This is a genomic window from Occultella aeris, assembly GCF_902703175.1.
GTDB classification, from domain to species: Bacteria; Actinomycetota; Actinomycetes; order Actinomycetales; family Beutenbergiaceae; genus Occultella; species Occultella aeris.
In genome coordinates this window covers 75,392-100,916 of the sequence record NZ_CACRYJ010000068.1, presented here as the reverse complement: position 1 = coordinate 100,916, position 25,525 = coordinate 75,392, and the positions used below count along the sequence as shown (strand labels likewise).

23 protein-coding genes are annotated in these 25,525 nt (G+C 72.1%); 9 read left to right on the top strand and 14 right to left on the bottom strand.

Annotation, left to right across the window (positions count from 1 at the left end; genetic code table 11):
* Window positions 1-155: 155 nt before the first annotated feature.
* Window positions 156-1,103 carry a DMT family transporter gene (locus tag HALOF300_RS24200; protein WP_156743447.1) on the top strand — a complete coding sequence of 316 codons (948 nt, stop codon included), beginning with the start codon at window positions 156-158 and terminating at the stop codon, window positions 1,101-1,103.
* A gap of 27 nt (window positions 1,104-1,130) precedes the next feature.
* On the opposite strand, the gene der is transcribed toward HALOF300_RS24200, so the two are convergent.
* The 10 genes from der to HALOF300_RS24150 all read right to left on the bottom strand — a co-directional run bounded on the left by der (window position 1,131) and on the right by HALOF300_RS24150 (window position 9,991).
* The gene (gene der / locus HALOF300_RS24195) at window positions 1,131-2,582 is read right to left on the bottom strand and encodes a ribosome biogenesis GTPase Der (protein WP_231955758.1); all 1,452 of its coding nucleotides are present in this window, start codon (window positions 2,580-2,582) and stop codon (window positions 1,131-1,133) included.
* A 173-nt stretch (window positions 2,583-2,755) separates the two neighbouring features.
* Window positions 2,756-3,028, bottom strand: coding sequence for a DUF7218 family protein (locus tag HALOF300_RS24190; RefSeq protein WP_156743445.1), 273 nt, complete (start codon window positions 3,026-3,028; stop codon window positions 2,756-2,758).
* Window positions 3,029-3,124: 96 nt separating this feature from the next.
* The gene (locus HALOF300_RS24185) at window positions 3,125-3,859 is read right to left on the bottom strand and encodes a lysophospholipid acyltransferase family protein (RefSeq protein ID WP_156743444.1); all 735 of its coding nucleotides are present in this window, start codon (window positions 3,857-3,859) and stop codon (window positions 3,125-3,127) included.
* Window positions 3,856-4,575 (bottom strand): (d)CMP kinase, encoded by a 720-nt coding sequence (gene cmk / locus HALOF300_RS24180; protein WP_156743443.1) that lies wholly within the window; start codon window positions 4,573-4,575, stop codon window positions 3,856-3,858. The genes HALOF300_RS24185 and cmk overlap by 4 nt, the downstream gene beginning before the upstream one ends.
* Window positions 4,572-5,696 carry a prephenate dehydrogenase gene (locus tag HALOF300_RS24175; RefSeq protein ID WP_156743442.1) on the bottom strand — a complete coding sequence of 375 codons (1,125 nt, stop codon included), beginning with the start codon at window positions 5,694-5,696 and terminating at the stop codon, window positions 4,572-4,574. The genes cmk and HALOF300_RS24175 overlap by 4 nt, the downstream gene beginning before the upstream one ends.
* Before the next feature lie 40 nt (window positions 5,697-5,736).
* Entirely contained in the window at window positions 5,737-6,774 is a 1,038-nt protein-coding gene (locus HALOF300_RS24170; RefSeq protein WP_156743441.1) for a DUF2332 domain-containing protein, read from the bottom strand.
* An 8-nt stretch (window positions 6,775-6,782) separates the two neighbouring features.
* The gene (locus tag HALOF300_RS24165) at window positions 6,783-7,559 is read right to left on the bottom strand and encodes a pseudouridine synthase (RefSeq protein ID WP_156743440.1); all 777 of its coding nucleotides are present in this window, start codon (window positions 7,557-7,559) and stop codon (window positions 6,783-6,785) included.
* Entirely contained in the window at window positions 7,556-8,260 is a 705-nt protein-coding gene (gene scpB / locus HALOF300_RS24160) for an SMC-Scp complex subunit ScpB (protein WP_156743439.1), read from the bottom strand. The genes HALOF300_RS24165 and scpB overlap by 4 nt, the downstream gene beginning before the upstream one ends.
* Window positions 8,257-9,162, bottom strand: coding sequence for a segregation and condensation protein A (locus HALOF300_RS24155; RefSeq protein WP_408637022.1), 906 nt, complete (start codon window positions 9,160-9,162; stop codon window positions 8,257-8,259). The genes scpB and HALOF300_RS24155 overlap by 4 nt, the downstream gene beginning before the upstream one ends.
* The gene (locus tag HALOF300_RS24150; protein ID WP_231955727.1) at window positions 9,146-9,991 is read right to left on the bottom strand and encodes a ParA family protein; all 846 of its coding nucleotides are present in this window, start codon (window positions 9,989-9,991) and stop codon (window positions 9,146-9,148) included. The genes HALOF300_RS24155 and HALOF300_RS24150 overlap by 17 nt, the downstream gene beginning before the upstream one ends.
* A gap of 83 nt (window positions 9,992-10,074) precedes the next feature.
* On the opposite strand from HALOF300_RS24150, the gene HALOF300_RS24145 reads away from it, so the two are divergent.
* On the top strand, window positions 10,075-11,268 hold the full coding sequence (locus HALOF300_RS24145) for a GNAT family N-acetyltransferase (protein WP_156743437.1): 1,194 nt from the start codon (window positions 10,075-10,077) through the stop codon (window positions 11,266-11,268).
* Between the two features lie 119 nt (window positions 11,269-11,387).
* Window positions 11,388-12,713 (top strand): MFS transporter, encoded by a 1,326-nt coding sequence (locus HALOF300_RS24140; RefSeq protein WP_231955726.1) that lies wholly within the window; start codon window positions 11,388-11,390, stop codon window positions 12,711-12,713.
* A 20-nt stretch (window positions 12,714-12,733) separates the two neighbouring features.
* Here the strand turns inward: HALOF300_RS24140 and HALOF300_RS24135 are convergent, their stop codons facing one another.
* Window positions 12,734-13,717: a lactonase family protein gene (locus HALOF300_RS24135; RefSeq protein WP_156743435.1), complete on the bottom strand. Its 984-nt coding sequence runs from the start codon at window positions 13,715-13,717 to the stop codon at window positions 12,734-12,736.
* 138 nt (window positions 13,718-13,855) lie between these two features.
* On the opposite strand from HALOF300_RS24135, the gene HALOF300_RS24130 reads away from it, so the two are divergent.
* The 3 genes from HALOF300_RS24130 to HALOF300_RS24120 are packed head-to-tail and all read left to right on the top strand — an operon-like array spanning window position 13,856 to window position 16,988.
* Window positions 13,856-15,115 carry an alanine racemase gene (locus tag HALOF300_RS24130; RefSeq protein WP_156743434.1) on the top strand — a complete coding sequence of 420 codons (1,260 nt, stop codon included), beginning with the start codon at window positions 13,856-13,858 and terminating at the stop codon, window positions 15,113-15,115.
* A 56-nt stretch (window positions 15,116-15,171) separates the two neighbouring features.
* The gene (locus tag HALOF300_RS24125; protein WP_156743433.1) at window positions 15,172-16,002 is read left to right on the top strand and encodes a MerR family transcriptional regulator; all 831 of its coding nucleotides are present in this window, start codon (window positions 15,172-15,174) and stop codon (window positions 16,000-16,002) included.
* Entirely contained in the window at window positions 15,999-16,988 is a 990-nt protein-coding gene (locus HALOF300_RS24120) for a transglutaminase-like domain-containing protein (RefSeq protein WP_197522808.1), read from the top strand. Before HALOF300_RS24125 ends, HALOF300_RS24120 begins: the two co-directional genes overlap by 4 nt.
* Window positions 16,989-17,009: 21 nt before the next feature.
* Here HALOF300_RS24120 and HALOF300_RS24115 read toward each other — a convergent pair whose 3' ends face one another.
* On the bottom strand, window positions 17,010-19,040 hold the full coding sequence (locus HALOF300_RS24115; RefSeq protein ID WP_156743431.1) for an AfsR/SARP family transcriptional regulator: 2,031 nt from the start codon (window positions 19,038-19,040) through the stop codon (window positions 17,010-17,012).
* A 62-nt stretch (window positions 19,041-19,102) separates the two neighbouring features.
* Between HALOF300_RS24115 and HALOF300_RS24110 the strand changes: the two genes are divergently transcribed.
* Complete coding sequence (locus HALOF300_RS24110; RefSeq protein WP_156743430.1) at window positions 19,103-19,981, top strand: alpha/beta fold hydrolase; 879 nt, start codon at window positions 19,103-19,105, stop codon at window positions 19,979-19,981.
* A 16-nt stretch (window positions 19,982-19,997) separates the two neighbouring features.
* Here the strand turns inward: HALOF300_RS24110 and HALOF300_RS24105 are convergent, their stop codons facing one another.
* Together HALOF300_RS24105 and HALOF300_RS24100 are read right to left on the bottom strand one after the other, a co-directional pair.
* Window positions 19,998-20,942, bottom strand: a complete 945-nt coding sequence (locus HALOF300_RS24105) for a site-specific tyrosine recombinase XerD (RefSeq protein ID WP_156743429.1) — start codon at window positions 20,940-20,942, stop codon at window positions 19,998-20,000.
* A 4-nt stretch (window positions 20,943-20,946) separates the two neighbouring features.
* Window positions 20,947-21,936 carry a heme o synthase gene (locus HALOF300_RS24100; protein WP_269455327.1) on the bottom strand — a complete coding sequence of 330 codons (990 nt, stop codon included), beginning with the start codon at window positions 21,934-21,936 and terminating at the stop codon, window positions 20,947-20,949.
* Between the two features lie 252 nt (window positions 21,937-22,188).
* On the opposite strand from HALOF300_RS24100, the gene tkt reads away from it, so the two are divergent.
* Entirely contained in the window at window positions 22,189-24,297 is a 2,109-nt protein-coding gene (gene tkt, locus HALOF300_RS24095) for a transketolase (RefSeq protein WP_156743428.1), read from the top strand.
* A 64-nt stretch (window positions 24,298-24,361) separates the two neighbouring features.
* Window positions 24,362-25,495: a transaldolase gene (tal, locus tag HALOF300_RS24090; protein ID WP_156743427.1), complete on the top strand. Its 1,134-nt coding sequence runs from the start codon at window positions 24,362-24,364 to the stop codon at window positions 25,493-25,495.
* Window positions 25,496-25,525: the final 30 nt, after the last annotated feature.

The following is a 25,525-nucleotide window of genomic DNA, read 5'->3' as shown; positions in this document are numbered from 1 at the left end:
GGGCGGCGGCGGCGCTGACCGAGCCGGTGGCCGCGACGGATCGCAGGATGCGCAGGCGGTGGATGTCGAGCATGCCGCGATACTACAGCGCTGCTTACGAATGGTGCAGAAAGCCGTGCTTGTCCTTACGGGTTATAGGTCGCAGGATGGTGTCCATGGTCGCCTCCCCCACTACTCGCACCGGTTCGGGACCTGCCCGCCCGACGGCGCCCCGCACCTCGATCCCGCGTCTCGCCCTGGTCGCCGCGGGGGTCACCGCCCTGTTGTGGGGTTCGGCGTTCGTGGTGATCCGCGGCGTGGGCGCGGAGTTCGCGCCGGGCCCGATGGCGCTGGCACGGGTGGGCGTGGCGGCGTTGGCGCTGACCCCGTTGGCGCTACGCGCCGGGGGGCTGCGTGGCCTGCCGCGGGGCCGGGTGCTGCTGCTCGTCGGCCTGTACGGCGCCCTCTGGTTCGGCGGCTACAACCTCGTGCTGAACACCGCGGAACGCTCCATCGACGCCGGCACGGCCGCGATGCTGGTTAACACGGCGCCGATCCTGATCGCGGTCGGAGCCGGCGTGTTCCTCGGCGAGGGGTTCCCGCGCCCGGTGCTGATCGGGACGGTGGTGGCGTTCGCCGGCGTGGCGCTGATGTCCCTGAGCGGACGCGGGCCCGGCGGGCTGGATCCAGCCGGGCTGGCGCTGGCGTTGCTGGCGGCGCTGCTGTACGCCGTGTCCGTGCTGATCCAGAAGGTGCTGCTGCGTGACCTCGATGGGTTACGGGCCACCTGGCTGGGCGCGGTGGTGGGCACGATCGTGCTGCTCCCGTTCGCGCCGGCGCTGCTGGCCGCGCTGCCGACCACCCCTGGTGGCGCCGTGGCCGGGACCGTCTACCTCGGCCTGTTCCCGACCGCCATCGCGTTCCTCACCTGGGCCTACGCGCTGCGGCGGCTGCCCGCCGGGCGCGCCGCCCTGGTGGGATACGTGGCCACGCTCTGCTCGGTGCTGCTGTCCTGGGCGTTCCTCGGCGAGGTGCCCACCGCCGTCGTGCTCGCCGGTGGGGCGCTGTGCCTGGCAGGTGTTGCGCTGACCAGGTTGCCGGCCCGGTCCGCGCGCCGTCCCTGACCGCCCGGCGGGCCGGCCCGACGTGCCTCAGCGCTTGCGCTTCTCCCGGACCCGGACGCTGATCTCGATCGGGGTGCCCTCGAATCCGAACGTCTCCCGCAGCCGACGCTCGATGAACCGTCGGTAGGCGGGGTCGAGGAATCCGCTCGCGAACACCACGAACCGCGGCGGCCGGGTGCTCGCCTGGGTGGCGAACAGGATCCGGGGCTGCTTGCCACCGCGCACAGGGTGCGGGTGCGCCGCGGTCAGCTCGCCGAGGAACGCGTTCAGACGCCCGGTGGGGATGCGGGTGTCCCAGGAGGCCAGTGCCGTGTCCAGGGCGCGGGTGAGCCGGTCCACGTGCCAGCGCGTCTTCGCGGAGAAGTTCACACGCGGCGCCCACTGCACCTGGACGAGCTGCTGCTCGATCTCGCGCTCAAGGAACGGGCGCCGGTCCTCGTCCATCAGGTCCCACTTGTTGTACGCGATCACGAGGGCCCGGCCGGCATCGATGACCTGCTGCACCACGCGGATGTCCTGCTCGGTCATCGGGGTGCTCGCGTCGACGAGCACGACGGCGACCTCCGCCTTCTCCAGCGCGCCCTGGGTGCGCAGGGAGGCGTAGAAGTCGGCGCCGGAGGTCTGGTGCACGCGGCGCCGGATACCGGCGGTGTCCACGAACCACCAGGCCCGGTCCCCCATCGTGACGAGTTCGTCGACCGGGTCGCGCGTGGTACCGGCGACGCTGTCCACGACCACCCGGTCCGTGCGCGTGATCGCGTTCAGCAGCGAGGACTTGCCCACGTTCGGCCGGCCGATCAGGGCGACCCGGCGCGGACCGCCCTCGGGGATCCGGGTACCGACTGCAGAGACCTCCGGCAGGAGCGCCATGGCGGCGTCGAGCAGGTCGCCGGCCCCGCGCCCGTGCAGCGCCGAGACGACGAACGGCTCGCCGAGACCGAGCGACCACAGCATCGCCGCGTCGGCCTCGCCACGCTGGTCGTCAACCTTGTTCGCGACCAGGATGGTCGGCTTGTTCGCGCGACGGAGCAGGTTCACGACGTAGGAGTCGGTGTCGGTGGGACCGACGGTGGCGTCCACCACGAACAGCACCGCGTCGGCGAGCTCGATCGCGATCTCGGCCTGGTCGGCCACGCGGGAGGCGAGCCCCTTGACGTCACGTTCCCAACCGCCGGTGTCCACCAGGGTGAAGTTGCGCCCGGCCCAGTCGGCCGCGTAGCCGACGCGGTCCCGGGTGACGCCCGGGACGTCCTGGACCACGGCCTCACGGCGGCCGAGGATCCGGTTCACGAGGGTCGACTTGCCCACGTTCGGGCGCCCGATGACCGCGAGCACGGGCAACGGGCCCTTGGCGCCCGAGTCGACGCCGTCGCCCTCGCCCTGCTCGAGCAGACTGAGGTCCGCCTCGTCCAGGTCGTAGTCTGACAGTCCGGCCCGGAGCGCATCGGCGCGCTGGACGTCGTCGGTCGTGTCGGCCACGTCGTAGCGCTCGTCGCGCTGCTCGGCCGCCGTTGCGTCGAGGTCATCGACGGCGGCGCGCGGGAACTCGGCGGGGGCTGACGGGTCGTTCTGCTGCTCGTTCACCCGCCCATTGTTCCCGCTCGACGCCCGATGACCTAACGCGCCGCCGTGTCCGCCACCCTCGCGCGCCGTCAGTGGTTACGCAGTGCGTCGATCAACTCGGACTTCTTCATCTTCGAGCGGCCCTCGATTCCGATCTCCTTCGCGCGCTCGCGCAGCTCGGAGACGGTCCGGTCCTCGTAGTCCTCGGCCGTGCCGCCGCGCTTGCCCACCTTGGACCGGGACGAGGACGCCGCCTCGTTCGCGATCCGGGCGGACTTCTCCTTCGAGTTGCCCTCGTCACGGAGCTTCTCGTAGAGCTCGGGGTCCTTCACGCTCGGTCCGGGACTCTTCCTGCCAGGCATACCTGCTCCCTCCGCAATTGCCCGAGCGGTGCGTGTCTCGTACCGCCGGGTCACTTCAGCGTGCGCCCACAGCGGCCCGGGCGCATCTGGGGGAACTCAGATCTCGGTGCTCCCCGGCAGTTCCACGCCGGTCAGCTCCGACGCCGCGTGGACGTGCTCGCTCATCCGGGTCTGGATGGTCTCCATCGCCTCGGCCACGGCCTTGCGGCCCTTCCCCGTGGCCGGATCGGCCGCGACGAACGGCTCCCCGAACACCACGTGCAACCGGGTCCGGAAGAACGGGATGTGCCCGGGCTTCTTGCCGGTGGGCCGAGTGCCAAGGATCGCCGCCGGCACGACCGGGGCACCGGAGTGCACGGCGAGCCAGGCGATTCCGGCCTTGGTGTCCTTGACGTCACCGCGCCCGCGGGTGCCCTCGGGGAACACCCCGACGAGCCGGTCCTCCTTGAGCAGCGCGAGCGCCGTCTGCAGGGCGGCCCGGCCGTTCTTGCGGTCCACCGGGATCTGACCCGCGCCACGCATCAGGAAGCCGATGATCCCGGAGAACATCTCCTCCTTGATGATGATGTGCGAACTGCGCGGGATCACGCCGTGCAGCAACGGCCCGTCGATGACGCCGGTGTGGTTCGCCGCGATCAGCAGCCGCCCGGTCCGCGGGATGTGTTCGGCCCCGATGACCGTCGTGTTCCAGAACACGTGGGCGAGCATCCAGCCCACCCGGCGCGACCACACCGGGCCCCAGCGCCGGATGTCGTCCGGGGTGACGATCTGACCGGGCGAACCGGCCGGCTTCGCGGACCTGGCGGCGCCGGCGTCCTTCGGCTCCGTCATCGGGCGCCCTCCTCGATCGTGGCCAGGGCCCGGGTGACGATGCCACGCACGGTGTCCACGGACTCCTCCAGGGTCATCGTGGAGGTGTCCACGGTCAGGACACCGTCCGCAGCGGTGGTGAAGTTGGAGACGGTGGAGTCGTCCGCGTCGCGACGCACCACCTGGTCCCGGGTCGCCTCCAGTGCGGCCGAGTCCGTGGTTCCGTGCAGTTCCCTGGCACGGCGGGCGAGCCGGGCCGCCTCGTCCGCGAGGAGCAGGATCCGCACCTGCGCGTCCGGGGCCACCACCGTGGTGATGTCCCGCCCCTCGGCCACGATGCCACGGCCGCCGGAGAACCCGTCCGGGCGCTGCTCGGCGGCGATCGCGGCACGCTGACGGTCCTGCAGCTGCGCGCGCACGTCCAGGTTCGTCGCGACGGCGCTGACCATCGTGGAGATCTCGGTGCTTCGGATCACGACGCTCACGTCCTCGCCGCCGACGGCGAAGCTAGGCTCACGCGGGTCCGTCCCGATCTGCAGGGGTAGCTCACGCACCTGCGCGGCGACGGCGGCCGTGTCGGCCAGGTCGATGCCCTCGCGCACGCACCACCAGGCGGCGGCCCGGTACATGGCGCCGGTGTCGAGGTAGGCGAGGCCGAACTCGGCGGCGATCCGCCGGCTGATCGTGGACTTGCCGGTGCCGGACGGTCCGTCGATCGCCACCACCAGCGCCGTCACGGCGCCACCACGCGCCAGCCCCGCTCCTCCAACGCCACCTCGAGCGTCGTAGCCGACGCCGGGATCACCGACACGATCGCCATCCCCACTCTCTGCCTGGTGGCATGTTCCATCTGGAAGTCCTCGATGTTGACGCCGATCTCACCGATCTCGGTGAACAGCCGACCGAGCTCACCCGGCTCGTCGGGTACCAGCACGGTGACCTCGCTGTAGCGCTTGCGCAGACCGCCGTGCTTGCCGGGGATCCGCGCAGCACCGTCGTTGCCGGCGGAGATCACGCCGGCCATGCCGGCGATCGCGCCGAGTGCGAGCGGCCCGTCGACGGCGGCCCGGTCCAGGGCCTCGAGCAGCCCGTCCAGATCGTCACGGACGCCACGCAGGTGCGTACCCACAGCGGCGGCGTTCCCGGTCAGGATCGCCGACCACAGCCGCGGGTCGCTCGCGGCGATCCGGGTGACGTCGCGCAGGCCCTGGCCGGCCAGGCCGAGCGCCGCCTCCGGTGCCTCGACCAGCCGCCCGGCGGTGAGGGAGGCCATCAGCTGCGGTAAATGGGAGACCAGGGCTACCGCGTCATCGTGCTCGGCCGGAGTCATCTGCACCGGGCCGGCGCCGAGGTCCACGGCCAGGGACCGCACGGCCAGGAGCGCCTGGGGGTGCAGGCCGGCACGGGTGGTGATCACCCAGGGCCGTCCGACGAACAGGTCCGCGGAGGCCGCCCCGGCCCCGGAGCGCTCCCGGCCGGCCATCGGGTGCGACCCGACGTAGCGGCTCAGGTCGAGGGAGTCCATCGCAACGAGCTCGGCGAGGATGACCGACTTCACGCTCGCCACGTCCGTCACGACGGCGCCGGGGTATGCCCGCAGCTCGCCGGCCACGACCTGCGCGGCGACGTCGGGCGGCACCGCCACGACGACGAGCGTCGGGACCGCGTCCTCCGTCCGTGCGATCGCCCCGGCACCCACATCCCGGGCCAGGGCCTGCGCCGTGGGCGAGGCGTCCGAGAGCGTGACCGGGACCCCCTGCGCGGACAGGCCGAGCCCGATGCTGGCACCGAGCAACCCAGCGCCGACGATCCGGACCGGACCGTGGGTCGCAGCGACGTTGCTCGGCTCGGCGTTCACGAGGGCTCACCCTACCGTCGGCGGTGGCCACCCCGGCGCATCAGCGGTGCGACCAGCTCCGCGGCCGGTCCAGGTCCGCGTGCCGGCCGTCGGCCTCGGACCAGTCCAGGTCGCGGCCATGCGGATCCGCCGTGCCCAGGACGCGGTCGTCGAGACTGAGCACGAAGCGCCCGCCGGCGTCGGGGACACCCGCCAGGCCGAGGTCACGGGTCACCTGGGCGCCCTCCAGGCCGAGCCTGCGCACGTCGAGCACGGCCAACACCGCGGCAAGCTGGGCGCGGGCGTCGGCATCGGCGTAGGCGACGGCGGCGCTGTGCAGCACCACGACCGTCGCCCCGGGTGCCCGCTCGTGCAGGTGGTCGACGGCGGCCGGCACGTCGGCCGGGAAGAGTCCGGTCCGGATCGGGGGCGGGTCGGCGGCGGCCGCCGCCAGAGCGGCGTGCAGCCGTTCGGCCCGCTCGGTGTGCTCCGGCCAGATCAGGCACTCCAGCCAGCGCTGCTGGTCCGGGGCGGCGGCGTCGATCGGATTCGCGTCGAGGCCGAGTCGGGCGACCACGTCCGGCATCACCGTCGGCAGCGGCGCCGGCCCGCTGACCCTGGCGCCCACGCTCACCTGGTCGGGCCCACCGGAGCCGAGACGCACCAGGCTCCCATCGGGCCGGGTCCACTCGTAGGACCAGCGGTCCGGGAGCAGGCACAACCCGGCGCTCGCCCCGAGCTCGAGCAGGGCCACCGGGCCGGGCACGAGCGCGAGGGCGGGCAGCATCACCGCGCACCGGGCCACCTCGTTCGTCTGGGTGGCGTGGTCGAGCATGAAGCAGCGCAGGTCCTCGGCGCGGTCCGCGATGAAGGCGAGGGCCGCCGTCGGCTCCTCGACGGGCGCACCGAACCAGCGCAGTGCGCCGAGCAGCAGGTTCGGCTGGCGCTTGTGGCGCGGCAGCGAGGCGAGCACGGCGAGCGTCGGCGCCGACTCGGCGATCGCGAGGCAGAGCGCCTCGTAGATCGGCGAGGAACCGCGGGCCTCGAGCCGCGCGAACCGGCGGTACAGGCCGGCGGTGTCCGGCGCCTGCGTCTCCACGGGCCTGGCTACATGCCGACCGCGGACATCAGGGACCCGAGCTCGCGTCCCTCGATGACCCGGGTGCGCCCGACCTTGAGGTGACCGAGGCGGATCGGGCCGATCTGGGTGCGGGAGAGCTTGACCACGGGGTGGCCGACCTCCTCGAACATGCGACGCACGATGTGGTTGCGGCCCTCGTGCAGCACGACCTCGACGATGGAGGCACCGGGGGTGGTCTCGAGCACCTTGAAGGAGTCGACCTTCACGGGGCCGTCCTCGAGTTCCACGCCCTCCATGAGCTGGCGGCCCAGTCCACGCGCGACCCGGCCGTCGACCTCGGCCAGGTAGGTCTTGGCGACCTCGTAGGAGGGGTGGGTGAGCCGGTGCGCGAGCTCGCCGTCGTTCGTGAGCAGGATCAGGCCCTCGGTCTCGGCGTCGAGGCGGCCGACGTGGAACATCCGCTCGGTCCGATCCGCCACGAACTGGGCGAGGTCGGGGCGGCCCTGCTCGTCGCGCATGCTCGAGTAGACGCCGAAGGGCTTGTTCAGCGCGATGGTCACGACGCTGTCGTCGAGCTGCACGCGGTCCCCATCCACGTGGATGACGGCGGTGGTCGGGTCCACTCGGACGCCGAGTTCGCGCACCTGGACACCGTCGACGGTGACCCGGCCGGCGGTGATGATGTCCTCGCAGGCCCGGCGGGAACCGAGGCCGGCGCCGGCGAGCACCTTCTGGAGGCGGACACCGTCGGGGTCGTGGACATCTCTGGGCGGATTGTTCGGTCGCTGGGATCGGGGGGTCATCGGGTGGCTCCGTCAATGTCGTCGAACGCGTCGATATCGGGCAGGTAGGGGGCGAGTGGCGGGAGGTCCTCCAGGGAACGGAGCCCGAGCCGCTCGAGGAAGTAGGAACTGGTCCGGTACAGGATCGCCCCGCTCTCGGAGTCGGTACCCGCCTCCTCGATCAGACCACGGGTGAGCAGGGTCCGCACCACCGAGTCCACGTTCACACCGCGGATGGCCGCGATCCGACCGCGGGCCACCGGCTGACGGTACGCGATCACGGCCAGGGTCTCCAACGAGGCCTGGGTGAGCCGGGCCGTCTGCCCATCCAGCACGAACGCGTCCACGGCCGCGGCGAACGCGGGCGCGGAGTAGAACCGCCACCCGCCGGCGACCTCCCGCAGCTCGAAGCCGCGTGGCCGGGAGCCACCGGTGTAGTCGGCGACCAGGTCCGCGAGCGCCTCGGCCACCTCGACCTCGGGAACGGTCAGGACCGTGGCCAGCTGGGCGGCGGCGATCGGGGTCTCGGTGACCATGAGGATCGCCTCGAGCGCCGCGTGCAGCCCGCCCGGGGCGTCCAGGACACCGGCTGCGGCCGGCGCAGCGGGCTCCGCTGCTGAGCCCTCGTCCGCGGGAAGGTCCTCCCCTGTTGGGCGTTCGCCGGGGGGCGCCGCGGTGGACGCACCGTCGGTCTCGCTCGGCTCCGTGGTGAACTCGGTCATCCTTGCTCCTGCTCTCCGGCCGGGTCGGGCGCTCCGGCCGGGTCGGCCTCGTCCTGCGGCACCACCGGTCCGTCCTCGTAGTCGTCCTCGACGGCGACGTCCCCCTCGTCGGCGCCGGTCCAGCGCACGGTCAGCTCCCCCAGCGCGTCGGCCTGATCGAACGCGACGGCGCTCTCCCGGTACAGCTCCAGCAGCGCGAGGAACCGGGCCACGACCACGTTCGTGCCGTCGGCGTCATCGGTGAGGGCCCGGAAGGACAGCGATCCCGACCGGCGCAACCGGTCGACGATGTGGGCCGCCTGCTCCCGCACGCTCACCACCGGGTTGTGCAGGTGGCTGAGGTCCACGCCGGGTGGCGGGGCCTTCGGGGCGAGCGCCGTCGCGGCCAGTGCGGCCAGCTCGGCAGGGCCCACCTGCATCACGAGCTCAGGCAACAGCGCCGCGAACCGCGCCTCGAGGGCCACGCTGCGGGGGTAGGACCTGCCCATCCGGACCCATTCGGCGTCCAGGTGCCCGGCGACCTCCTTGAACGCCCGGTACTGCAACAGCCGTGCGAACAGCAGGTCTCGGGCCTCGAGCAGTTCCAGGTCCTCGGCGTCGTCCACCACGCCCCGGGGCAGCAGCCGGGCCGCCTTCAGGTCCAGCAGGGTCGCGGCGATCACCAGGAACTCGCTCGCCTGGGACAGGTCCCACTCCTCCTGCGCGCGGATGTGCGCGATGAAATCGTCGGTGACGACGGCGAGGGCCACCTCGGTCACGTCCATCTTGTGCTTCGCGATCAGCGAGAGCAGCACGTCGAACGGACCCGAGAAGTTGACCAGGCTCACCTCGAAGGTGGCCCGCCGCACCGCCTCGTCGGTGGGCGTGTCGCCGGCGAGGGTGTCTTCAGGCGACGTCGCCACGGGAGATGAGTTCGCGGGCGAGCTTGCGGTAGTTGTACGCACCTGCGTGGTTCGGGGCGTAGGTGGTGATCGGCTCGGTCGCCACGGATGCGTCCGGGAACTTCACGGTCCGGGTGATCACCGTGTCGAACACCGTGTCACCGAACGCCTCCCGCACCCGGGCGAGCACTTCCCGCGAGTGCAGCGTGCGGGCGTCGTACATGGTCGCCAGGATGCCGTCGGTGTGCAGGCGCGGGTTGAGCCGGTCGCGCACCTTGTCGATCGTCTCGACCAGCAGCGCGACGCCACGCAGCGCGAAGAACTCGGTCTCGAGCGGGATGATGACACCGTGCGCGGCGGTCAGCGCGTTCACCGTGAGCAGTCCGAGCGAGGGCTGGCAGTCGATCAGGATGACGTCGTAGTCGTCGGTGATCGGGCGCAGCACCCGGCCGAGGGCCTGCTCCCGGGCCACCTCGTTGACCAGCTGCACCTCGGCCGCGGACAGGTCGATGTTCGCGGGGATCAGGTCCAGGTTCGGTACGCCGGTCTCCCGGATCACCTGGTGCACGTCCGGCTTCGCCGCCATCAGTTCCGTGTAGATGGTGTCGTCGAGCTCGTGGGCGGCCACCCCGAGTCCTGCGGACGCCGCGCCCTGCGGGTCGAAGTCCACGATGAGCACCTTGCGGCCGTACTCCGCCAGCGTGGCACCCAGGTTGATCGTGGTGGTGGTCTTGCCCACCCCGCCCTTCTGGTTGCACATCGCGATGATCCGAGCCGGACCGTGACCGTTCAACGGCTGGGGCACCGGGAAGTCGCGTTCGGTCCTGGTGTCGGAGGCTTCGGTACTCACCCCGCCAAACTACTGTCCTGACCGGACATCACCAACTGCGCGCGCCGCACACGTTCGGTTTCCGCGCCCCCTACGCTGGCCCGATGACCTTCACCACGCGGGAGCTCGGCCCCGACGACATCGCGGCCAGCCGCCGCCTCGGCGCGGAGGCCTTCGGCATGCCAGCAGGCGGCCTGACCGCCCCACAACCGGTCTCCTACCCGGCCGGGATGCACCTGTGGGGCACCTTCGACGACGACCGGCTCGCCGCCCGCGTCATCGGCCGCGAGTACGAGTCCTGGTGGGACGGCGCCTCGATCCCCACCTGCGGCATCGCCGGCGTCACCGTGGCGGCCGAGTACCGCGGCCGGGGACTGCTCGAGGCCCTGTTCGAGCGGGTGCTGGGCGGGGCCCGCGAGCGCGGCGAGGTCATCTCGACGCTCTTCCCCACGGCGCCCGGGATCTACCGCCGGTTCGGCTACGAGCAGATCGGGGCCGCGGACACCGTCGAGGTGCCGACCACGGCGGCCGCTGCCGTGCGGCCCGGCACCGGCGTCACCACGCGTCGCGCCGGCGCCGCGGACATCCCCGCCGCGCGAGCCGTCTACGACGCGTGGGCCTCGCTCCAGCGTGGCCCGCTGAGCCGCCGCGGGGTGTCCTTCCCGGCCACGGACGCCGAGGTCGTCGACGCCTTCACCGGGGTGAGCGTCGCGCACGACGCGAGCGGCGCCGTCGTCGGCTACGTCAGCTGGACTCGCGGACCGGACGAGCGCGACCCGCTCGAGGTCGAGGACCTGCTCGCGCTGACCCCGGACGCCTACCGTGAGCTGTGGCGGGTGCTCGGCTCGTTCTCCTCCATCATCGAGACGATCAAGCTGGAGACCTCCGGGGCGGACCCCGCCCGCCTGGTGCTGCCGTCCGCCGCGTGGCGGCAGGTGCGCACCGAGGGGTACATGCTCCGTGTCGACGACGTCGCCGGGGCGTTCGCGGCCCGCCGCTCGCACGGCTCGGCGCGGGCGAGGTTCGCGGTCGCCGGGGACCGGCTCGCCTCGATGAACGGCGTGTACGACGTGCGGGTCGACGGCGGAGCGATCGACTGCGCGCGGGTGGCGGCCGGCCCGGGCTCGCCCGAGCAGGTCACGACGTTCACACCGCAGGGGCTTGCCCTGGCCTGGGCGGGGGTGCAGTCCTGCGCGAACCTGCGCCTGGTCGGGCACCTGAGCGGCCCGACCGAGGCCGACCAGGTGATCGACCACCTGTTCGGCCCCGGCCAGGTACACATCCGCGACCACTTCTGAGGGGCGGAGAACTGCTGACCGGTGCGTCGGCAACGAACCACACCCGCTCCGGCTCCAGTCGTGCGTCACCGCAGCGCCATCGATTGACAGTCCCCAATCACTTGCGCATGCTGATCGGCATGCCCCAGTCAGGCGATCCGAGCGCGGCCGCGGACGACCCCGTCGGGTCGATCGAGGCGACCGAGCCGACGACGGCACGCGATGCGCCGCGGGGCTCGCTCTGGCGCGACCGGAACTTCATCACCATGTGGTCCGGGCAGGCGCTCGCGCAGGTCGGCTCGCAGGTCACCGAGCTCGCGATCCCCGTGCTCGCAGTGCTGCTGTTGCACGCGACCGAGTTCGAGGTCGGACTCCTGAACGCCGCCGCTGTCGCCGCGTTCCTCGTCGTCGGGCTTCCGGCCGGCGCCTGGATCGACCGCATGCGCAAGCGTCGGGTGATGATCTGGGCGGACGCGGTGCGCGCGACCGCACTGCTCACCCTGCCGCTGCTGTGGTGGGCGGACCTGCTCGAAATGTGGCACCTCTACGCCGTGGCGCTCGTGGTCGGGATCGCCACGGTCTTCTTCGACGTCTCGTACCAGAGCATCATCCCCTCGCTCGTGCGCGAGAACCAGATCGCCGAGGCGAACGGAAAGCTCGAGGCAACCCGCGAGCTCGCCAACATCAGCGGGCCGGCCCTGGGAGGGTGGCTCATCGGCCTGATCACCGCACCCTTCGCGATCCTGGCGACGGTGGGCACCTACATCACGTCGCTCATCGCGCTGCTGCTCACTCGCGATCACGAACAGTCGCGCGCTCCCGAGGACCGCGCTCCGATCCTGCAGGAGATCGGGGAAGGGCTGCGCTGGGTGTTCGGCAACGAGCTGCTGCGGCGCATCGTCGGCACCACCGGCATCTCGAACTTCTTCAACACGATGTCCTTCACGTTGCTGCCGATCTTCCTGCTGCGCGAGCTGGGGTTGACACCCGCCGCCATGGGCCTGATCTTCTCGCTCGGCTCGATCGGCGGCCTCGCCGGCGCCGTCGCGACCCCGCACATCGTGCGGTGGATCGGCGAGGCGCGCGCGATCCCTGTGAGTGCGGTCGCCTTCAGCACGGTCGCGTGCCTGCTGCCACTCGCCGCCACCTTCCCCGCCGTCGCGTTCCCGCTCCTGGTCGTGCAGGGCTTCATCGGCAGTTTCACCGTGCTCCTCTACAACATAACGCAGGTCACCTTCCGCCAGCGCATCACGCCGCCCCGCCTGCTCGGCCGCATGAACGCCTCCGTGCGCTTCTGTGTGTGGGGTGTGATGCCGATCGCTGCGCTGCTCGCAGGCGCCCTCGGCACGTGGGTGGGTGTCGTCGCGACGATGTGGATCGGAGCGGCTGGGCAGCTGCTGTCTGCCCTGTGCGTGGTGATCGGGCCGTTCTGGACCATGCGTCAGTTGCCCGACGCGCAGCACTGAGCCCGGCGGTGGACCGCCCACTACTCGTCCAGGAAAGCCACCCAGACCGGCGACGGCACGCAGGCACGCCCGCCCGGACCGATGACGAGATCGTCGTCGCGTAGGGCGATGTAGGGCTCGTTGTGCCGTAGCGCGACGTGCTGCGGCCACGAGCCGCCGGCATCGATCTCCGTGTCGAACCTCAGTCCCGCCGCGCCACCACTGACGTCGAGGAGCCCGAGCGTGCCGGCGCCACGGTTGGCGACGAACACCCGGCCGGACGCAGCAACGGTGATCTCACCGGGATGCGTCAACGGTCCGTCGCCGTCGTGCGCCGAGGTGAAGGCCGTACGGCTTGCCGGTTGCGCCCGCCACTGCGCCGCACCCGCCAGCACGTCCGCGAGCGGTGCCGCGAGCACCTCGTTCGACAGTTCGGCGCTCACCACCAGGCTCGCCCCATGGACCGCGAGGTGTCGTGGCCCGGACCCTGGTGGGGTCGCACAGGCGCCGACCTGTGCGACCGCGCGACCGTCCCATCGGAACAGTCGCAACGCATCGCAACCGAGGTCGGAGACCACCACCCAATCGCCGGTGACGAGGGCGAAGTGGGGGTGCGGAGCCTCCTGCCGACCGGGCACCACTTCGGCACCGGGGCCGGCGAGCACGATCCGCTGCACGATGCGGGGGCTGCCGGTCAACCCGACCACGAGCAGTGAACCCTCGAGGTAGTAGTTGACGACCACGAGGTGCTCACGGTCGGGCAGCAGCGCCGCGTGGCACGGCTGCCCGCCCTTGGTCGCGAGTTCTGCCACGACGGCGTACCGGTCTGCGCGGCGCTCAAAGATCCGCAGGTGCCCGTCCTCCTCGCCGCCGAGGGTGATGACCCGACCGTCCGGGAGCGGGAGCACGAAGGCCGTGTCGGGCGCGTCCGCGACCTGCTCCGCCGGCCCGGTCGCGCCGTCCCAGCGCCACAGGCCGCCGGTCGGAGTGCGTGCGGCGATCAGCAGCGTCGGCTGTGCGGTCATTGGTGCGCTTCCTCCACGTCGGCTGTCATGCTCGGTACTTCCCCACCATCGACGCGACGAAGGAATGCGACATGACCACCTCCCGCCCCGCCCCGGGAGCGTACCGCCGACCGTCCTCCTCGGGACCGCGGGCCTCCGATGGCTGACGCCTTGGACCTGGCCGGCCTCGGCCTGCTGCCGCCGGATCCACTGGGCAAGGTCATCGGGCCCGGATTCGACGGCGTCGCTCGCGGTGATCTCGCGTCGACCACACCGCCGGTCGCGGCACTGTCGTCGCCGTACCTGACGATCGAGGCAGACGCCGTTGCCGCGAACATCGCGGCGCTGCAACGCTGGTGCGACGACCGCGGCTACCTGCTGGCCCCGCACGGGAAAACGACCATGGCGCCACAACTGTGGTCGCGGCAGGTGCAGGCGGGCGCTTGGGGCATCACGGTGGCCACGCTGCCGCAACTGCGGGTCGCGCTCGCGTTCGGGGTCCGACGCATCCTGCTCGCGAACCCGTTGGCCACCGCATCCGCGGCGCAGCGCGTCCGGGACGCCCTCGGCGACGATCCGCGACCCGAGATCCTGTCGTGGGTGGACAGTGAGGCGGCCGTCGACGCCCTTGCCGCCGAGAACGGGCCCGACCTCCCCGTCCTGCTCGACATCGGCCGCCCCGGTGGCCGGACCGGCGTTCGCGACCTCGACGAGGCGCGCGCCGTGGTCGCCCGCGTGCGGGCCACCCGCGGCGTTCGCCTCGCCGGGTCGGCCGCCTACGAAGGTGCGATCGGGGGTGATCCGAGCCGCGCCGACATCGCTGGCTTCGCCACGCACGTGCTCGCGACGCACCGGGAGGTCGTGCTACCGGTGATCGGACCGGACGCCTACCTGAGCATCGGGGGCAGCGACCACCTCGGTGAGGTCACCGACGGTCTCTCTGACGCCACGGCAGCGGACGGGCGGGTCCTCGTGCGCTCCGGAGTCAGCATCGCCCACGACGACTGGCACTACCGGCACGCGCAGGACCAGGCGCCGCCGAACGCACCGCGGTTCCGCCCCGCGCTGCGCCTGGTGGCCACTGTCCTCGCGGTGCACGACGACGGCGTTGCCCTGCTCGACGTGGGGCGGCGCGACGCCGGCCACGACAACGGGCTGCCGGTACCGCTCGAGCTGTGGCGCCATGGCGAGGTCCTCGACGTCTCCGGCGCGGATCAGCGGCCGGTGTCCGCGATGAACGATCAGCACACGTTCGTGCCGTCCGGCACCTTCGGCAGGCAGCCGGTGGTCGGCGATCTCATCGTGCTCGGCATCTCCCACCCGTGCACGACCTTCGACAAGTGGCGCGACATCGTCGAGGTCGATGGCCGGCTGACACCGGACTCCGTGGCCGTGGGGCTCGTGCGCACGTACTTCTGAGCGACGCCGCCGCACTGGGTTGACCCTCCCCCAGGGGCAGGGCCAACACTGGGGTCATGACCGCGACGGACCACTTCACGATCGGCGAGTTCGCGCGCCGGACGGGCCTGTCCCTGAAGGCGCTGCGAGGCTACGACGAGTCCGGCCTGTTGGTGCCGGCCTCGGTGGACCCCTACACGGGCTACCGCTACTACTCCCCCGCCCAGGAGCCGACGGCCCGGCGGATCTCCCTGCTGCGTCGCCTCGACATGCCGCTGGCCAGGGTCCGGGCGATCCTGGCCGCGCAGAACCCGGCTGCCGCCACCGATGACCTGATCGCGTGGTGGGCCGAGCAGGAGCGCGCGCTCGCCACCAGGCGTGGCACCGTGGAGTATCTCGTCGAGCAGTGGCGCGACGGCGCCACCTCCCCCACGTTCGACGTCGCCGCCCGGGTGGTTCCCGAGCGACTGCTGGCGTCGATCACCACGCACGTGCTGCAGACCGAGCTCATGGGGACCCTGAACGGCTCCGTGAGCCGCATCCGCGACCACCTGGGCACCCAGGAGGCCACGTTCGGCGACGAATGGTGGGCGGTCTTCCACGGCGTGGTCTCCCCGGACAGCGACGGCCCCATCGAGGTGTGCGTGCCGTACGAGGGCACCGCTGGCCCGTCGGGTCCGATCGTGATCCGCCTAGAGCCGGCGGGTACGGAGGCCGCCACCACGATCACCCGGGCTCAGTGCGCCTATCCCCAGATCCTGCATGCCTACGACGCCGTCGGGCGCTGGGCCCGCGCGCACGGGACCGTGACCAGGCCTCCGCGCGAGGTCTACCCGACGCCCTGGCCCGACACACCGTCCGCGCCCGCCGCCCAGATCGCCCTGCCCTATCGAGAGGATCACCGATGACTACGACACCCCAGACCCTGCCCGACCAGGCAGGCATGCCCGCACCGGCGCCGGACGCCGTGGCCCACTATGCCCGGCACTCCCGGTACAGCGACCCCGGGCCCCACGCCGACCTGCTGCGGGCCGTGAACCCGACCATCGCCGAGGTCTCCGCGGCCGCGCGGAACCTGATCGCGCACTACCGGGGTGAACAGGCCCAGCTGCCCGAGTCCACCCGCGGCGACATCGACCTGCGCTGGCTCGCCGACCAGCTCGCCACCGACCAGGCCCGGCACGGCCAGCCGCTGAGCGCACCCCGGGCACTGCCCGAGCGGCTCCAGGGCTGCTGTCGGGACCACTCACTGTTCAGCGTCGGGGTGCTGCGCGAGCACGGCGTGCCGGCCCGGACCCGGATCGGGTTCGCCGACTACTTCCGGGCCGGGTTCCACCACGATCACGTGGTCGTCGAGGTGTTCGACGGCGGACGCTGGGTCCGCTTCGACCCCGAGTTGGACGTCGGTTACGCGCCCGGATTCCGGCCACCGTTCGACGTCACCGACATCCCGACCGGCCTGGGTACCCCGTTCGAGACGGCCGCGCAGGTGTGGCTCGCCCACCGCGCCGGCACCCTCGACGCGGACACCTACGGGGTGGACCCGACGCTGCCGCTGCGTGGCCCGGTGTTCGTTGCCGAGTACGTGGTCTTCGAGGCGGCCCACCGGCACCGCGACGAGCTGCTCCTGTGGGACATCTGGGGGCTCCTGAACGAGGGACCGCCGCCCGGCGATGTCGATGGCCTCGCGCCCTTCCTCGACCGGATCGACCGTGTGGCCTCGCTGCTCGTGGCGGTCGACGACGAGGAGGCGAACGGCGTGCACGGTGGGCCGGCCGCCGTCGAGCTGGAGGAGCTGTACCGCACCGAGACCCTGCTACACCCGGGGAACGAGATCCGCACCGCCGATCCGTTCCACCCCGACGCACCGCCACGGGTCACGACCCTGCGCTGACCCGGGCCCGCAGGGCGGGAGTCAACGCCCGAGCGCGCGCTCGAGCCCAGCCAGGTACGCCGACACCGGGCCGAGGGTGAACAGGCCCGTTCCGGCTCCGGCCTGCTCCTCTGCGGCCGGGCCGAGGGCCGCCTTGGCGCGCCGCATCGTTGGCCGGTCCCCGACGGCGATCGCGGCGTGGGCGATCAGGCACCACATCGCCTCGAGCAGGTGGTCCGGTGGCGGGTCCGGCAGGTCGGCGAGCGTGGCCGCGGCCGCGTCGCGATCCACTGCGAGCAGGCGCACCGGGCGGGTCCAACGGGCGTACGGACCGTCCCGGGCGCCGACCGCGTCGGGTCCGCCAGGGCCGCGGTCGCAGGCCTGATCAGCGGTGCCACGAGCTGCCGCCGGTGCGGATCCGCGCTGGATCTGCGCGGCGAGCAGCATCACCGGCAGCAGTCCACGCTGCAAGCCGGGCATGCCCGCGCCCTCGAGCCGGGCTGCGGTGGCCCGGTAGGCGGCGGACACCTCGGCGACCCCTGCACCGGTGCCGGCCAGGCGCAGCGCCCGGTACCCCTGCGTGAATACGCCCACGAGCGGCGCGTCGTGGCACTGCGCGAGCGCGTCGGCGGCCGCGGCGTGGGCGTCCGCCCCGTCCCAGTCCGCCATGGCGCTCCTGGCCTGCAGCCGGATCAGGCGCCCGAGCATCGCGTAGGTGGCGAGGTCGTGCCGGGTGGCGAGTGCGATGAGCTCGGCGCCGATGGCGTCCCGACGCGCAGCCGACCCGGTGCGATGGAACGACTGCATGAACACCCCGTTCAGGGCGAATGCGAGCAGGCCAGGATCGCCGGCCCGGCGGGCGATCTGCTCGGCGAGGCGCGCCGACGTGCGGGCTCGCTCGGGGCTGTCGGCATCGCCGCCGCGGGACTCGACCGCGATCGTGGCGAGCAGCCGCGCCCGGGTGGTCTCCGCAGCCTCCGGGGGCAGCGCGGCGAGCGTCCGCTCCGCGGCGGCCACGATCCCGGCGGCCTGGGCCGGGTCGTCGGAGCGGGTCCAGATCGCCGGGACGTCGTAACCGCCGATGATCGCGGCCGTGAGGCTCGCCTCCCCCAGGTCCTCGGCGGCGAGGATGGTGGCCAGCCGCTGCTCGCGCGCCGCCACGAGCCCGTCGCCACCGGTGATGGCGAGGCCCCGCAGCAGGTCCACCGTGGAGCGCAACCGGGCCCGGGCACCGCCTGCCACGGCACGGTCGTAGCTCGCCGCCGCCTCGGCCCAGACCCGGTCCGCCGAGCGCTCCGGCCACGGACCGGCCTCCAGTGACGTGGACTGGGCCAGGACGTCGGTCTCCAACCGACGCAACGCCGCACCGGGGTCCACGCCCAGGTCGTCGACCAGCAGTGCCCGGGCCCGGCGCAGCACGTCGAGCGCGTCCCCCTGGCGGCCGGCCCGGTAGAGGGCGAGCGCCAGCAGTCGCCAACCCTCCTCGCGCCAGGGGTGTGACATGACGTGCGCCTCCAGGTCGGCGACCGCCTCGGCGGCCCGGCCCAGGTCGAGGCGGGCACCTGCCTGCAACTCGATGGCGTGCAGGCGCAGTTCGCGCAGCCGCGCGCCTTCTGCCCGTGCCCACGACGCTTCGGCGACGTCAGCGAGCGCGGGACCGCGCCAGCGCGCCAGCGCCCGGCCCAGGTTCGCCAGCGCCCGCGCGGGCACCAGACCGGCTGCTGCCGAGACCTCCTCGGCGAACCGGTCCGCATCGATCACGGCTCCGCGCAGCGCGTAGCCGTTGCCGACCGTGACCAGCAGGCGCGGCGGGGTGCGTGGGGGGCGATCGGGCTCCAGGGCGCGTCGCAGGGCCGCCACGAACGTGCGCACCGCGGCCACCGCGCCGACCGGAGGATCCTCCCAGAGGTCCTCGACCAGCATCGAGGTGGGAACCGCGTGCGGGTGGGCCACGAGAAGCCGGGCCAGCACCGCTCGGTGCCGGGGTCCCCTCAGGCCGACCTCGAGGCCGTCGATCCACGCGGTCACCGGCCCGAGCACCCCGAGCTCCACCACCGGCTCGTCGTTGCTCATCCGATACTCATTCACGCCATGGACTCTTGTCACTCCCGCACCACCGAGCCGAAGGACGACCCATGACGACCATCATCCCCGACTTCACCGACGAACGGATCACCGTCGCCGACGGCGTCCAGCTGCAGGTCTCCATCGGCGGATCCGGGCCCCCCGTCGTCCTCCTGCACGGCTTCCCGCAGACCCGCCTGATGTGGGCGAGGGTGGCCGCGGAACTCGCCACCGATCACACCGTGATCTGCCCGGACCTGCGCGGCTACGGCGAGAGCGACAAGCCGGCCGGGACCGATCCCACCAGTTACTCCAAGCGGACCATGGCCGCGGACGTGGTGGCGCTCGCGGCCGCTCTCGGACACCCCCGGTTCGCGCTCGTCGGGCACGACCGCGGCGCCCTCGTCGCCTTCCGGGCGGGCCTCGACCACCCCGGCGCCATCACCCAGCTGGCCTGCCTCGACGTGCTGGCGACGCTGGACATGTGGGACGTCATGCACGGCGCGAGCGCCGCCGTCGGTTTCCACCTGTACCTGATGGCGCAGCCGCCCGGCCTGCCGGAAGCCCTCATCGGCGCATGTCCGGACGCATTCTTCGGCCACTTCCTGGACGTCTGGACGAAGGACCCGAACGCGATCGGAGCGCAAGCCAGGGCGCACTACCTGCGTGCGAGTGCAGCGGCCGTGCCCTCGATCGTGGCCGACTTCCGCGCTTCGGCGGGCATCGACGTCGACCATGACCGCGCGGACCGCGATGCGGGTCGAACGCTGCGGATGCCGGTGAGCGTGCTCCAGCAGGACTGGGGCGCCGCGCTGGGCTACGACGCCGCCCAGCTGTGGGGCGCCTGGGCACCCGACCTCGTGCACCGGACCACCGACGCCGGGCACTTCATGGCGGAGGAGGCACCGGCTGAGGTGGCTGCCACGATCCGGGACCTGCTCGCCCGGTGATGCTCACGCCCGTTCGTCAGCCCCGAGCCCGCGGGTGTGCCGCGGCGTACACCTCGCGCAGCGTGTCCGGGGTGACCAGGGTGTAGATCTGCGTGGTCGTGACCGAGGCATGCCCGAGCAGCTCCTGCACCACCCGGACGTCGGCCCCGCCGGCGAGCAGGTGGGTGGCGTAGGAGTGCCGCAGGGTGTGCGGGGAGATGTGCGCGGTGACTCCCCCGCGCTCGGCCGCGGTCTGCAGCACCGCCCACGCGCTCTGCCTGCTGAGCGGGTTGCCCCGCTGGTTCAGGAACGCCGTCGGCGTGCCCCGCCCGGACTGGGCGAGCACCGGCCGAGCCCGCACCAGGTAGGCCTCCAGCGCCTCGACGGCGAACCGTCCCATCGGGACGATCCGCTCCTTGCGACCCTTGCCGAACAGCCGCACCGACGGTGCCGCATGGTCCAGGTCCAGATCGTCGATGGCCAGCCCGACGGCCTCGCTGATCCGGGCGCCGGTGCCGTAGAGCACCTCCACCAGGGCACGGTCACGAAGACCGAGCACGCCGTCGGCGGCCGAGGCCCCGGTCAGCAGCCGGTCCACCTCGTCGGTGGAGATCGCCTTCGGCAGGCGCTTCGCGCCGCTCGGCGGGCGGACGGCGGCGGCCGGGTCATGGTCGGTGCGTCCCTCGAGGGCTTCGAAGCGGTGCCAGCCCCGCACCGCCACCACCGCCCGGGACGTCGACGACGCCGAGAGCGGGCTGCCGCCGTCGGACCCGGCGCGCAGCGCCTCGACGTACGCGCCGACGTCCGCCTCGGTGACCTCGGCGAACGAGGTCCGCCCGAGCGATCCCAGGAACGCCGCATACCTCAGCAGGTCCCGCCGGTAGGCGGCGAGGGTGTGCACGGACAGGCCGCGTTCGATGCCGAGGTGCGCGAGGTATTCGCGCAGTTGCGCACCGAAGGGAGCGGACTCGTCGGCCGGCATCGGGTCAGAACGGCAGGAACGGGTCGATCGAGAGCGCCACGAACACCAGGGTCAGGTACGTGATGGAGCCGTGGAACACCTTCATGGCGCCCAGCTTGCGTGTGGTGCCGGCCACCGCCCGGCGGTACAGGTTGATGCACAGGATCAGGAACCAGCCACCGGCGGCGACCGCGGCGACCGTGTAGAGCAGGCCCATCTGGGCGACCGGGATCAGCGCGAGGGAGCAGGCGATCATCGCGACCGTGTAACCGATCATCTGCCGGGCCACCCGGGTGTCCGCGCTCACCACGGGCAGCATCGGCACCCCGGCGGCGGCGTAGTCCTTCTTGAACTTCATCGACAGCGGCCAGTAGTGCGGCGGTGTCCAGAAGAAGATGATCCCGAACAGCAGGAACGGCGCCCAGTCCAGGGAGCCGGTGACCGCGGCCCAGCCGATCAGGACCGGCATGCAACCCGCGGCCCCGCCCCAGACGATGTTCTGGGAGGTGTGTCGCTTCAGCAGGATCGTGTATCCGACCGAGTACATGATGTTCGCGGCGAACGCCAGGCCGGCGGCCACCCAGTTCACTGCGAGGCCGAGCCACAGGACCGAGAACACCCCGAGGGCGATGCCGAAGATCAGCGCGCCCGTCGGGCTCACCGCGCCGGTGACCAGCGGCCGCTTCTTCGTGCGGTTCATCAGGGCGTCGATGTCGCGGTCGTAGTACATGTTCAGCGTGTTCGCGGAACCGGCCGCGGCGGTGCCACCGACGAGGGTCGCGATGATCAGCCACCAGGACGGGAACCCGCCCTGGGCCAGGATCATGGTCGGCACGGTGGTGACCAGAAGCAGCTCGATGATCCGTGGCTTCGTGAGCGCGATGTAGGCCCCGACCTTGGCTCGCCAGCCCGACCGCGCGGGTCCGGCGAGGGCCGGCCCACCATGGAACGAGGAGGTGGCGCCGTCGGACCGGTCGTTCGGCACGGTCCGGTCAGGCCGATCAGGCACGGTCACGGGGCGGTGGTCAGCCACTGGGTCAACATCTCCGGATCATCATGCGCCGAACGACGGCGCCATCGGGCGGGCATGACCCGCCTTCGCCAGTGTAGGGCGCGGTGAGGCAACTGCGGGCAACCACGTGCCCTCCGGCCGAATATGAGTAGGGTCGGGACCAGCGTCGGACCGCTGTGAGCGGACCGCCTCCCGAACCCGCAACAGATCCCATTCGCGCCCGCACGCACGCGGACGCAGGAAGAGAAGGCTTCAGTGAACGCGCAAGCCCCGAAGTCGGACACCGTCGGCTGGAACGAACTCGACCACAAGGCCGTCGACACCGTCCGAGTCCTCGCCGCTGACGCCGTCGAGAAGGTCGGCAACGGCCACCCCGGCACCGCGATCAGCCTCGCGCCGCTGGCGTACCTGCTGTACCAGAACGAGATGACGATCGATCCGAGCGACCCGGAGTGGCTGGGCCGGGACCGGTTCGTGCTGTCCGCCGGACACTCCTCGATCACCCAGTACATCCAGCTCTACCTGTCCGGATACGGCCTCGAGCTCGAGGACCTGGAGTCGCTGCGTACCTGGGGATCGCTGACCCCCGGGCACCCCGAGTGGGGTCACACCAAGGGAGTCGAGACCACCACCGGCCCGCTCGGCCAGGGTGTCGCGACCGCCGTCGGGATCGCCATGGCGCAGCGCCGCGTCCGCGGGCTGCTGGACCCGGACGCCGCTCCCGGTGAGTCGCCCTTCGACCACCGCGTCTATGTGATCGCCTCCGACGGCGACCTGCAGGAGGGCGTCAGCGGCGAGGCCTCCTCGCTGGCCGGCACCCAGAACCTCGGCAACCTCGTGGTCGTCTGGGACGACAACCACATCTCGATCGAGGGCGACACCGACATCGCGTTCACCGAAGACGTCGTGGCACGCTACGCCGCCTACGGCTGGAACACGATCCGGGTCGACTGGACCCAGGCCGATGGCAGTTACCGCGAGGACGTCGACGCCCTGAACGCCGCGCTGGCGCAGGCACGCACGGTCACGGACAAGCCGACGTTCATCGCGTTGCGCACCATCATCGCGTGGCCCTCCCCCGGCAAGCAGGGCTCGCACTCCGCACACGGCTCCAAGCTGGGCGGCGACGAGGTCAAGGCGCTCAAGGAGATCGTCGGGTTCGACCCGGAGAAGTCCTTCGACGTGGACGCCGAGGTGCTCGCGCACACCCGTGAGGTCGCCGAGCGCGGCGCCAAGGCGCACGCCGAGTGGGATGCGGCACTGGCCACCTGGTCGGCCGCGAACCCCGAGCGGGCCGCTCTGCTGGCCCGGCTCCAGGCGCACGAGCTGCCGGACGGCTGGGCGCAGGCCCTGCCCACGTTCGAGGCCGGCAAGGACGTGGCCACCCGTGCCGCGTCCGGAAGCGTCCTCAGCGCCCTCGCCCCCGTGCTGCCCGAGCTGTGGGGCGGCAGCGCCGACCTGGCCGGGTCCAACAACACCACGATGAAGGGCGAGCCGTCCTTCGTGCCGGTCGAACGCTCCACCGAGGAGTTCTCCGGCACGCCGTACGGACGCACGCTGCACTTCGGGATCCGCGAGCACGCGATGGGCGCGATCGTCAACGGCATCGCCGTCGACGGCCTGACCCGAGCCTATGGCGGCACGTTCTTCACCTTCAGCGACTACATGCGCGGCGCCGTCCGCCTCGCCGCGCTGATGAAGGCGCCGTCGATCTACGTGTGGACGCACGACTCGATCGGCCTCGGTGAGGACGGTCCCACCCACCAGCCGGTGGAGCACCTCGCCGCGGTGCGCGCGATCCCGGGCCTGGCCCTGGTCCGCCCCGCCGACGCCAACGAGACCGCGCAGGCCTGGAAGGCCATCCTGGAGCGCCGCGACGGCCCGGCCGGGATCGTCCTGACCCGGCAGAACGTGCCCACCTTCCCGCGCGGCACCGACGGCTTCGCCGAGGCCGACGGCGTCGCGAAGGGTGCGTACGTGCTGCTGGAGTCCTCCACGGACACGCCGGAGGTCATCCTGATCGCGACCGGCTCCGAGGTCCAGATCGCCGTGGCCGCCCGGGAGCAGCTCGAGGCGAAGGGGGTGGGCACCCGGGTGGTGTCCGCGCCGAGCCTCGAGTGGTTCGAGGAGCAGGACGCCGACTACCGAGAGTCCGTGCTGCCCAGCGCGGTACGGGCCCGGGTCAGCATCGAGGCCGGTATCGCGCTGTCCTGGTACAAGTACCTGGGCGACGCCGGACGCGCCGTGTCCCTCGAGCACTACGGCGCCTCCGCCGACTACAAGGTCCTGTTCGCCGAGTTCGGCATCACCGCGGAGGCGACCGTCGCCGCGGCCAAGGAATCGATCGCCGCAGCCAGGGCCTGAGCCTGGTGCCGACGGCGGCCGCGTGCCGCCGTCGGCACCATCGACCGCAACGAGGGAGACCACGATGACCCAACCGTCCGCGACCACCGCCAACGCCCTGACCGCCATCAGCGAGGCCGGGGTGTCCGTCTGGCTCGATGACCTGTCTCGCGAGGCGCTGACCTCCGGCGCCCTGCAGAACCTCATCGACACCCGGTCCGTGGTGGGCGTCACCACGAACCCGACGATCTTCGCCAAGGCCATCGCCGAGGGGAACGCCTACGACACGCAGCTGCGCGAGCTCGCCGCTTCCGGCACGGCCCTCGATGACGCGGTCCTGACCCTGACCACCGACGACGTGCGCAACGCGTGCGACCTCTTCGCCGGGATCCACGCCGCGACGGGCGGCCAGGACGGGCGTGTCTCGATCGAGGTCGACCCGCGCCTGGCCCGCGAGACCCAGGCCACCATCGCCTCCGCGCACACGCTGTGGGACACCGTCGACCGGCCGAACCTGTTCGTCAAGATTCCCGCCACGGTGGAGGGTCTGCCTGCCATCACCGCTGCGATCGCGGACGGCATCAGCGTCAACGTCACCCTGGTGTTCAGCCTGGACCGGTTCCGTGCCGTGGCGCAGGCCTACATCGACGGGCTGGAGCTGGCGCACCAGGCGGGCAAGGACCTGTCCGCCATCCGCTCGGTCTCCTCGCTGTTCCTGTCCCGCATCGACACCCAGGTCGACAAGGCACTGGCCGAGATCGGCACCGAGGAGGCGCTCGCGCTCCGGGGCAAGGCCGCGATCGCGAACGCGCGACTGGCCTACGAGGTCTACGAGGAGGTGTTCGCCACCCCCAGGTACGAGGCGCTGGCAGCCGCGGGCGCGCACACCCAGCGCCCGCTGTGGGCCTCCACCGGCACCAAGGATCCCGCGTACCCGGACACGATGTACGTCGACGAGCTCGTCGTGGCCGACGTCGTGAACACCATGCCCGCCAAGACCCTCGAGGCGGTCGCCGACCACTCACCGGCCGACGGCACCGACACCGTGCACGGAACGTTCGAGGAATCGCGCCAGATACTGGACACCATCGAGCGTCTCGGGGTCCCGTACGGCAAGATCCTGGAGGGTCTGGAGGACTCCGGCGTCGACTCGTTCGAGAAGAGCTGGGCGGAGCTGCTGGGGGACGTCACCGACGGCCTCGCGGCCGCCGGCTCCTGACCTGACCAGGCGAGACAGCAACGAAGGGTG

Excerpts from the sequence above, each read along its gene's own strand:
- HALOF300_RS24200 (WP_156743447.1), top strand. The coding sequence starts at position 156 with ATGGTCGCCTCCCCCACTACTCGCACCGGTTCGGGACCTGCCCGCCCG.
- HALOF300_RS24190 (WP_156743445.1), bottom strand. The coding sequence starts at position 3,028 with ATGCCTGGCAGGAAGAGTCCCGGACCGAGCGTGAAGGACCCCGAGCTC.
- HALOF300_RS24185 (WP_156743444.1), bottom strand. The coding sequence starts at position 3,859 with ATGACGGAGCCGAAGGACGCCGGCGCCGCCAGGTCCGCGAAGCCGGCC.
- HALOF300_RS24165 (WP_156743440.1), bottom strand. The coding sequence starts at position 7,559 with ATGACCCCCCGATCCCAGCGACCGAACAATCCGCCCAGAGATGTCCAC.
- scpB (WP_156743439.1), bottom strand. The coding sequence starts at position 8,260 with ATGACCGAGTTCACCACGGAGCCGAGCGAGACCGACGGTGCGTCCACC.
- HALOF300_RS24145 (WP_156743437.1), top strand. The coding sequence starts at position 10,075 with ATGACCTTCACCACGCGGGAGCTCGGCCCCGACGACATCGCGGCCAGC.
- HALOF300_RS24140 (WP_231955726.1), top strand. The coding sequence starts at position 11,388 with ATGCCCCAGTCAGGCGATCCGAGCGCGGCCGCGGACGACCCCGTCGGG.
- HALOF300_RS24135 (WP_156743435.1), bottom strand. The coding sequence starts at position 13,717 with ATGACCGCACAGCCGACGCTGCTGATCGCCGCACGCACTCCGACCGGC.
- HALOF300_RS24130 (WP_156743434.1), top strand. The coding sequence starts at position 13,856 with ATGGCTGACGCCTTGGACCTGGCCGGCCTCGGCCTGCTGCCGCCGGAT.
- HALOF300_RS24125 (WP_156743433.1), top strand. The coding sequence starts at position 15,172 with ATGACCGCGACGGACCACTTCACGATCGGCGAGTTCGCGCGCCGGACG.
- HALOF300_RS24120 (WP_197522808.1), top strand. The coding sequence starts at position 15,999 with ATGACTACGACACCCCAGACCCTGCCCGACCAGGCAGGCATGCCCGCA.
- HALOF300_RS24115 (WP_156743431.1), bottom strand. The coding sequence starts at position 19,040 with ATGAGCAACGACGAGCCGGTGGTGGAGCTCGGGGTGCTCGGGCCGGTG.
- HALOF300_RS24110 (WP_156743430.1), top strand. The coding sequence starts at position 19,103 with ATGACGACCATCATCCCCGACTTCACCGACGAACGGATCACCGTCGCC.
- HALOF300_RS24105 (WP_156743429.1), bottom strand. The coding sequence starts at position 20,942 with ATGCCGGCCGACGAGTCCGCTCCCTTCGGTGCGCAACTGCGCGAATAC.
- tal (WP_156743427.1), top strand. The coding sequence starts at position 24,362 with ATGACCCAACCGTCCGCGACCACCGCCAACGCCCTGACCGCCATCAGC.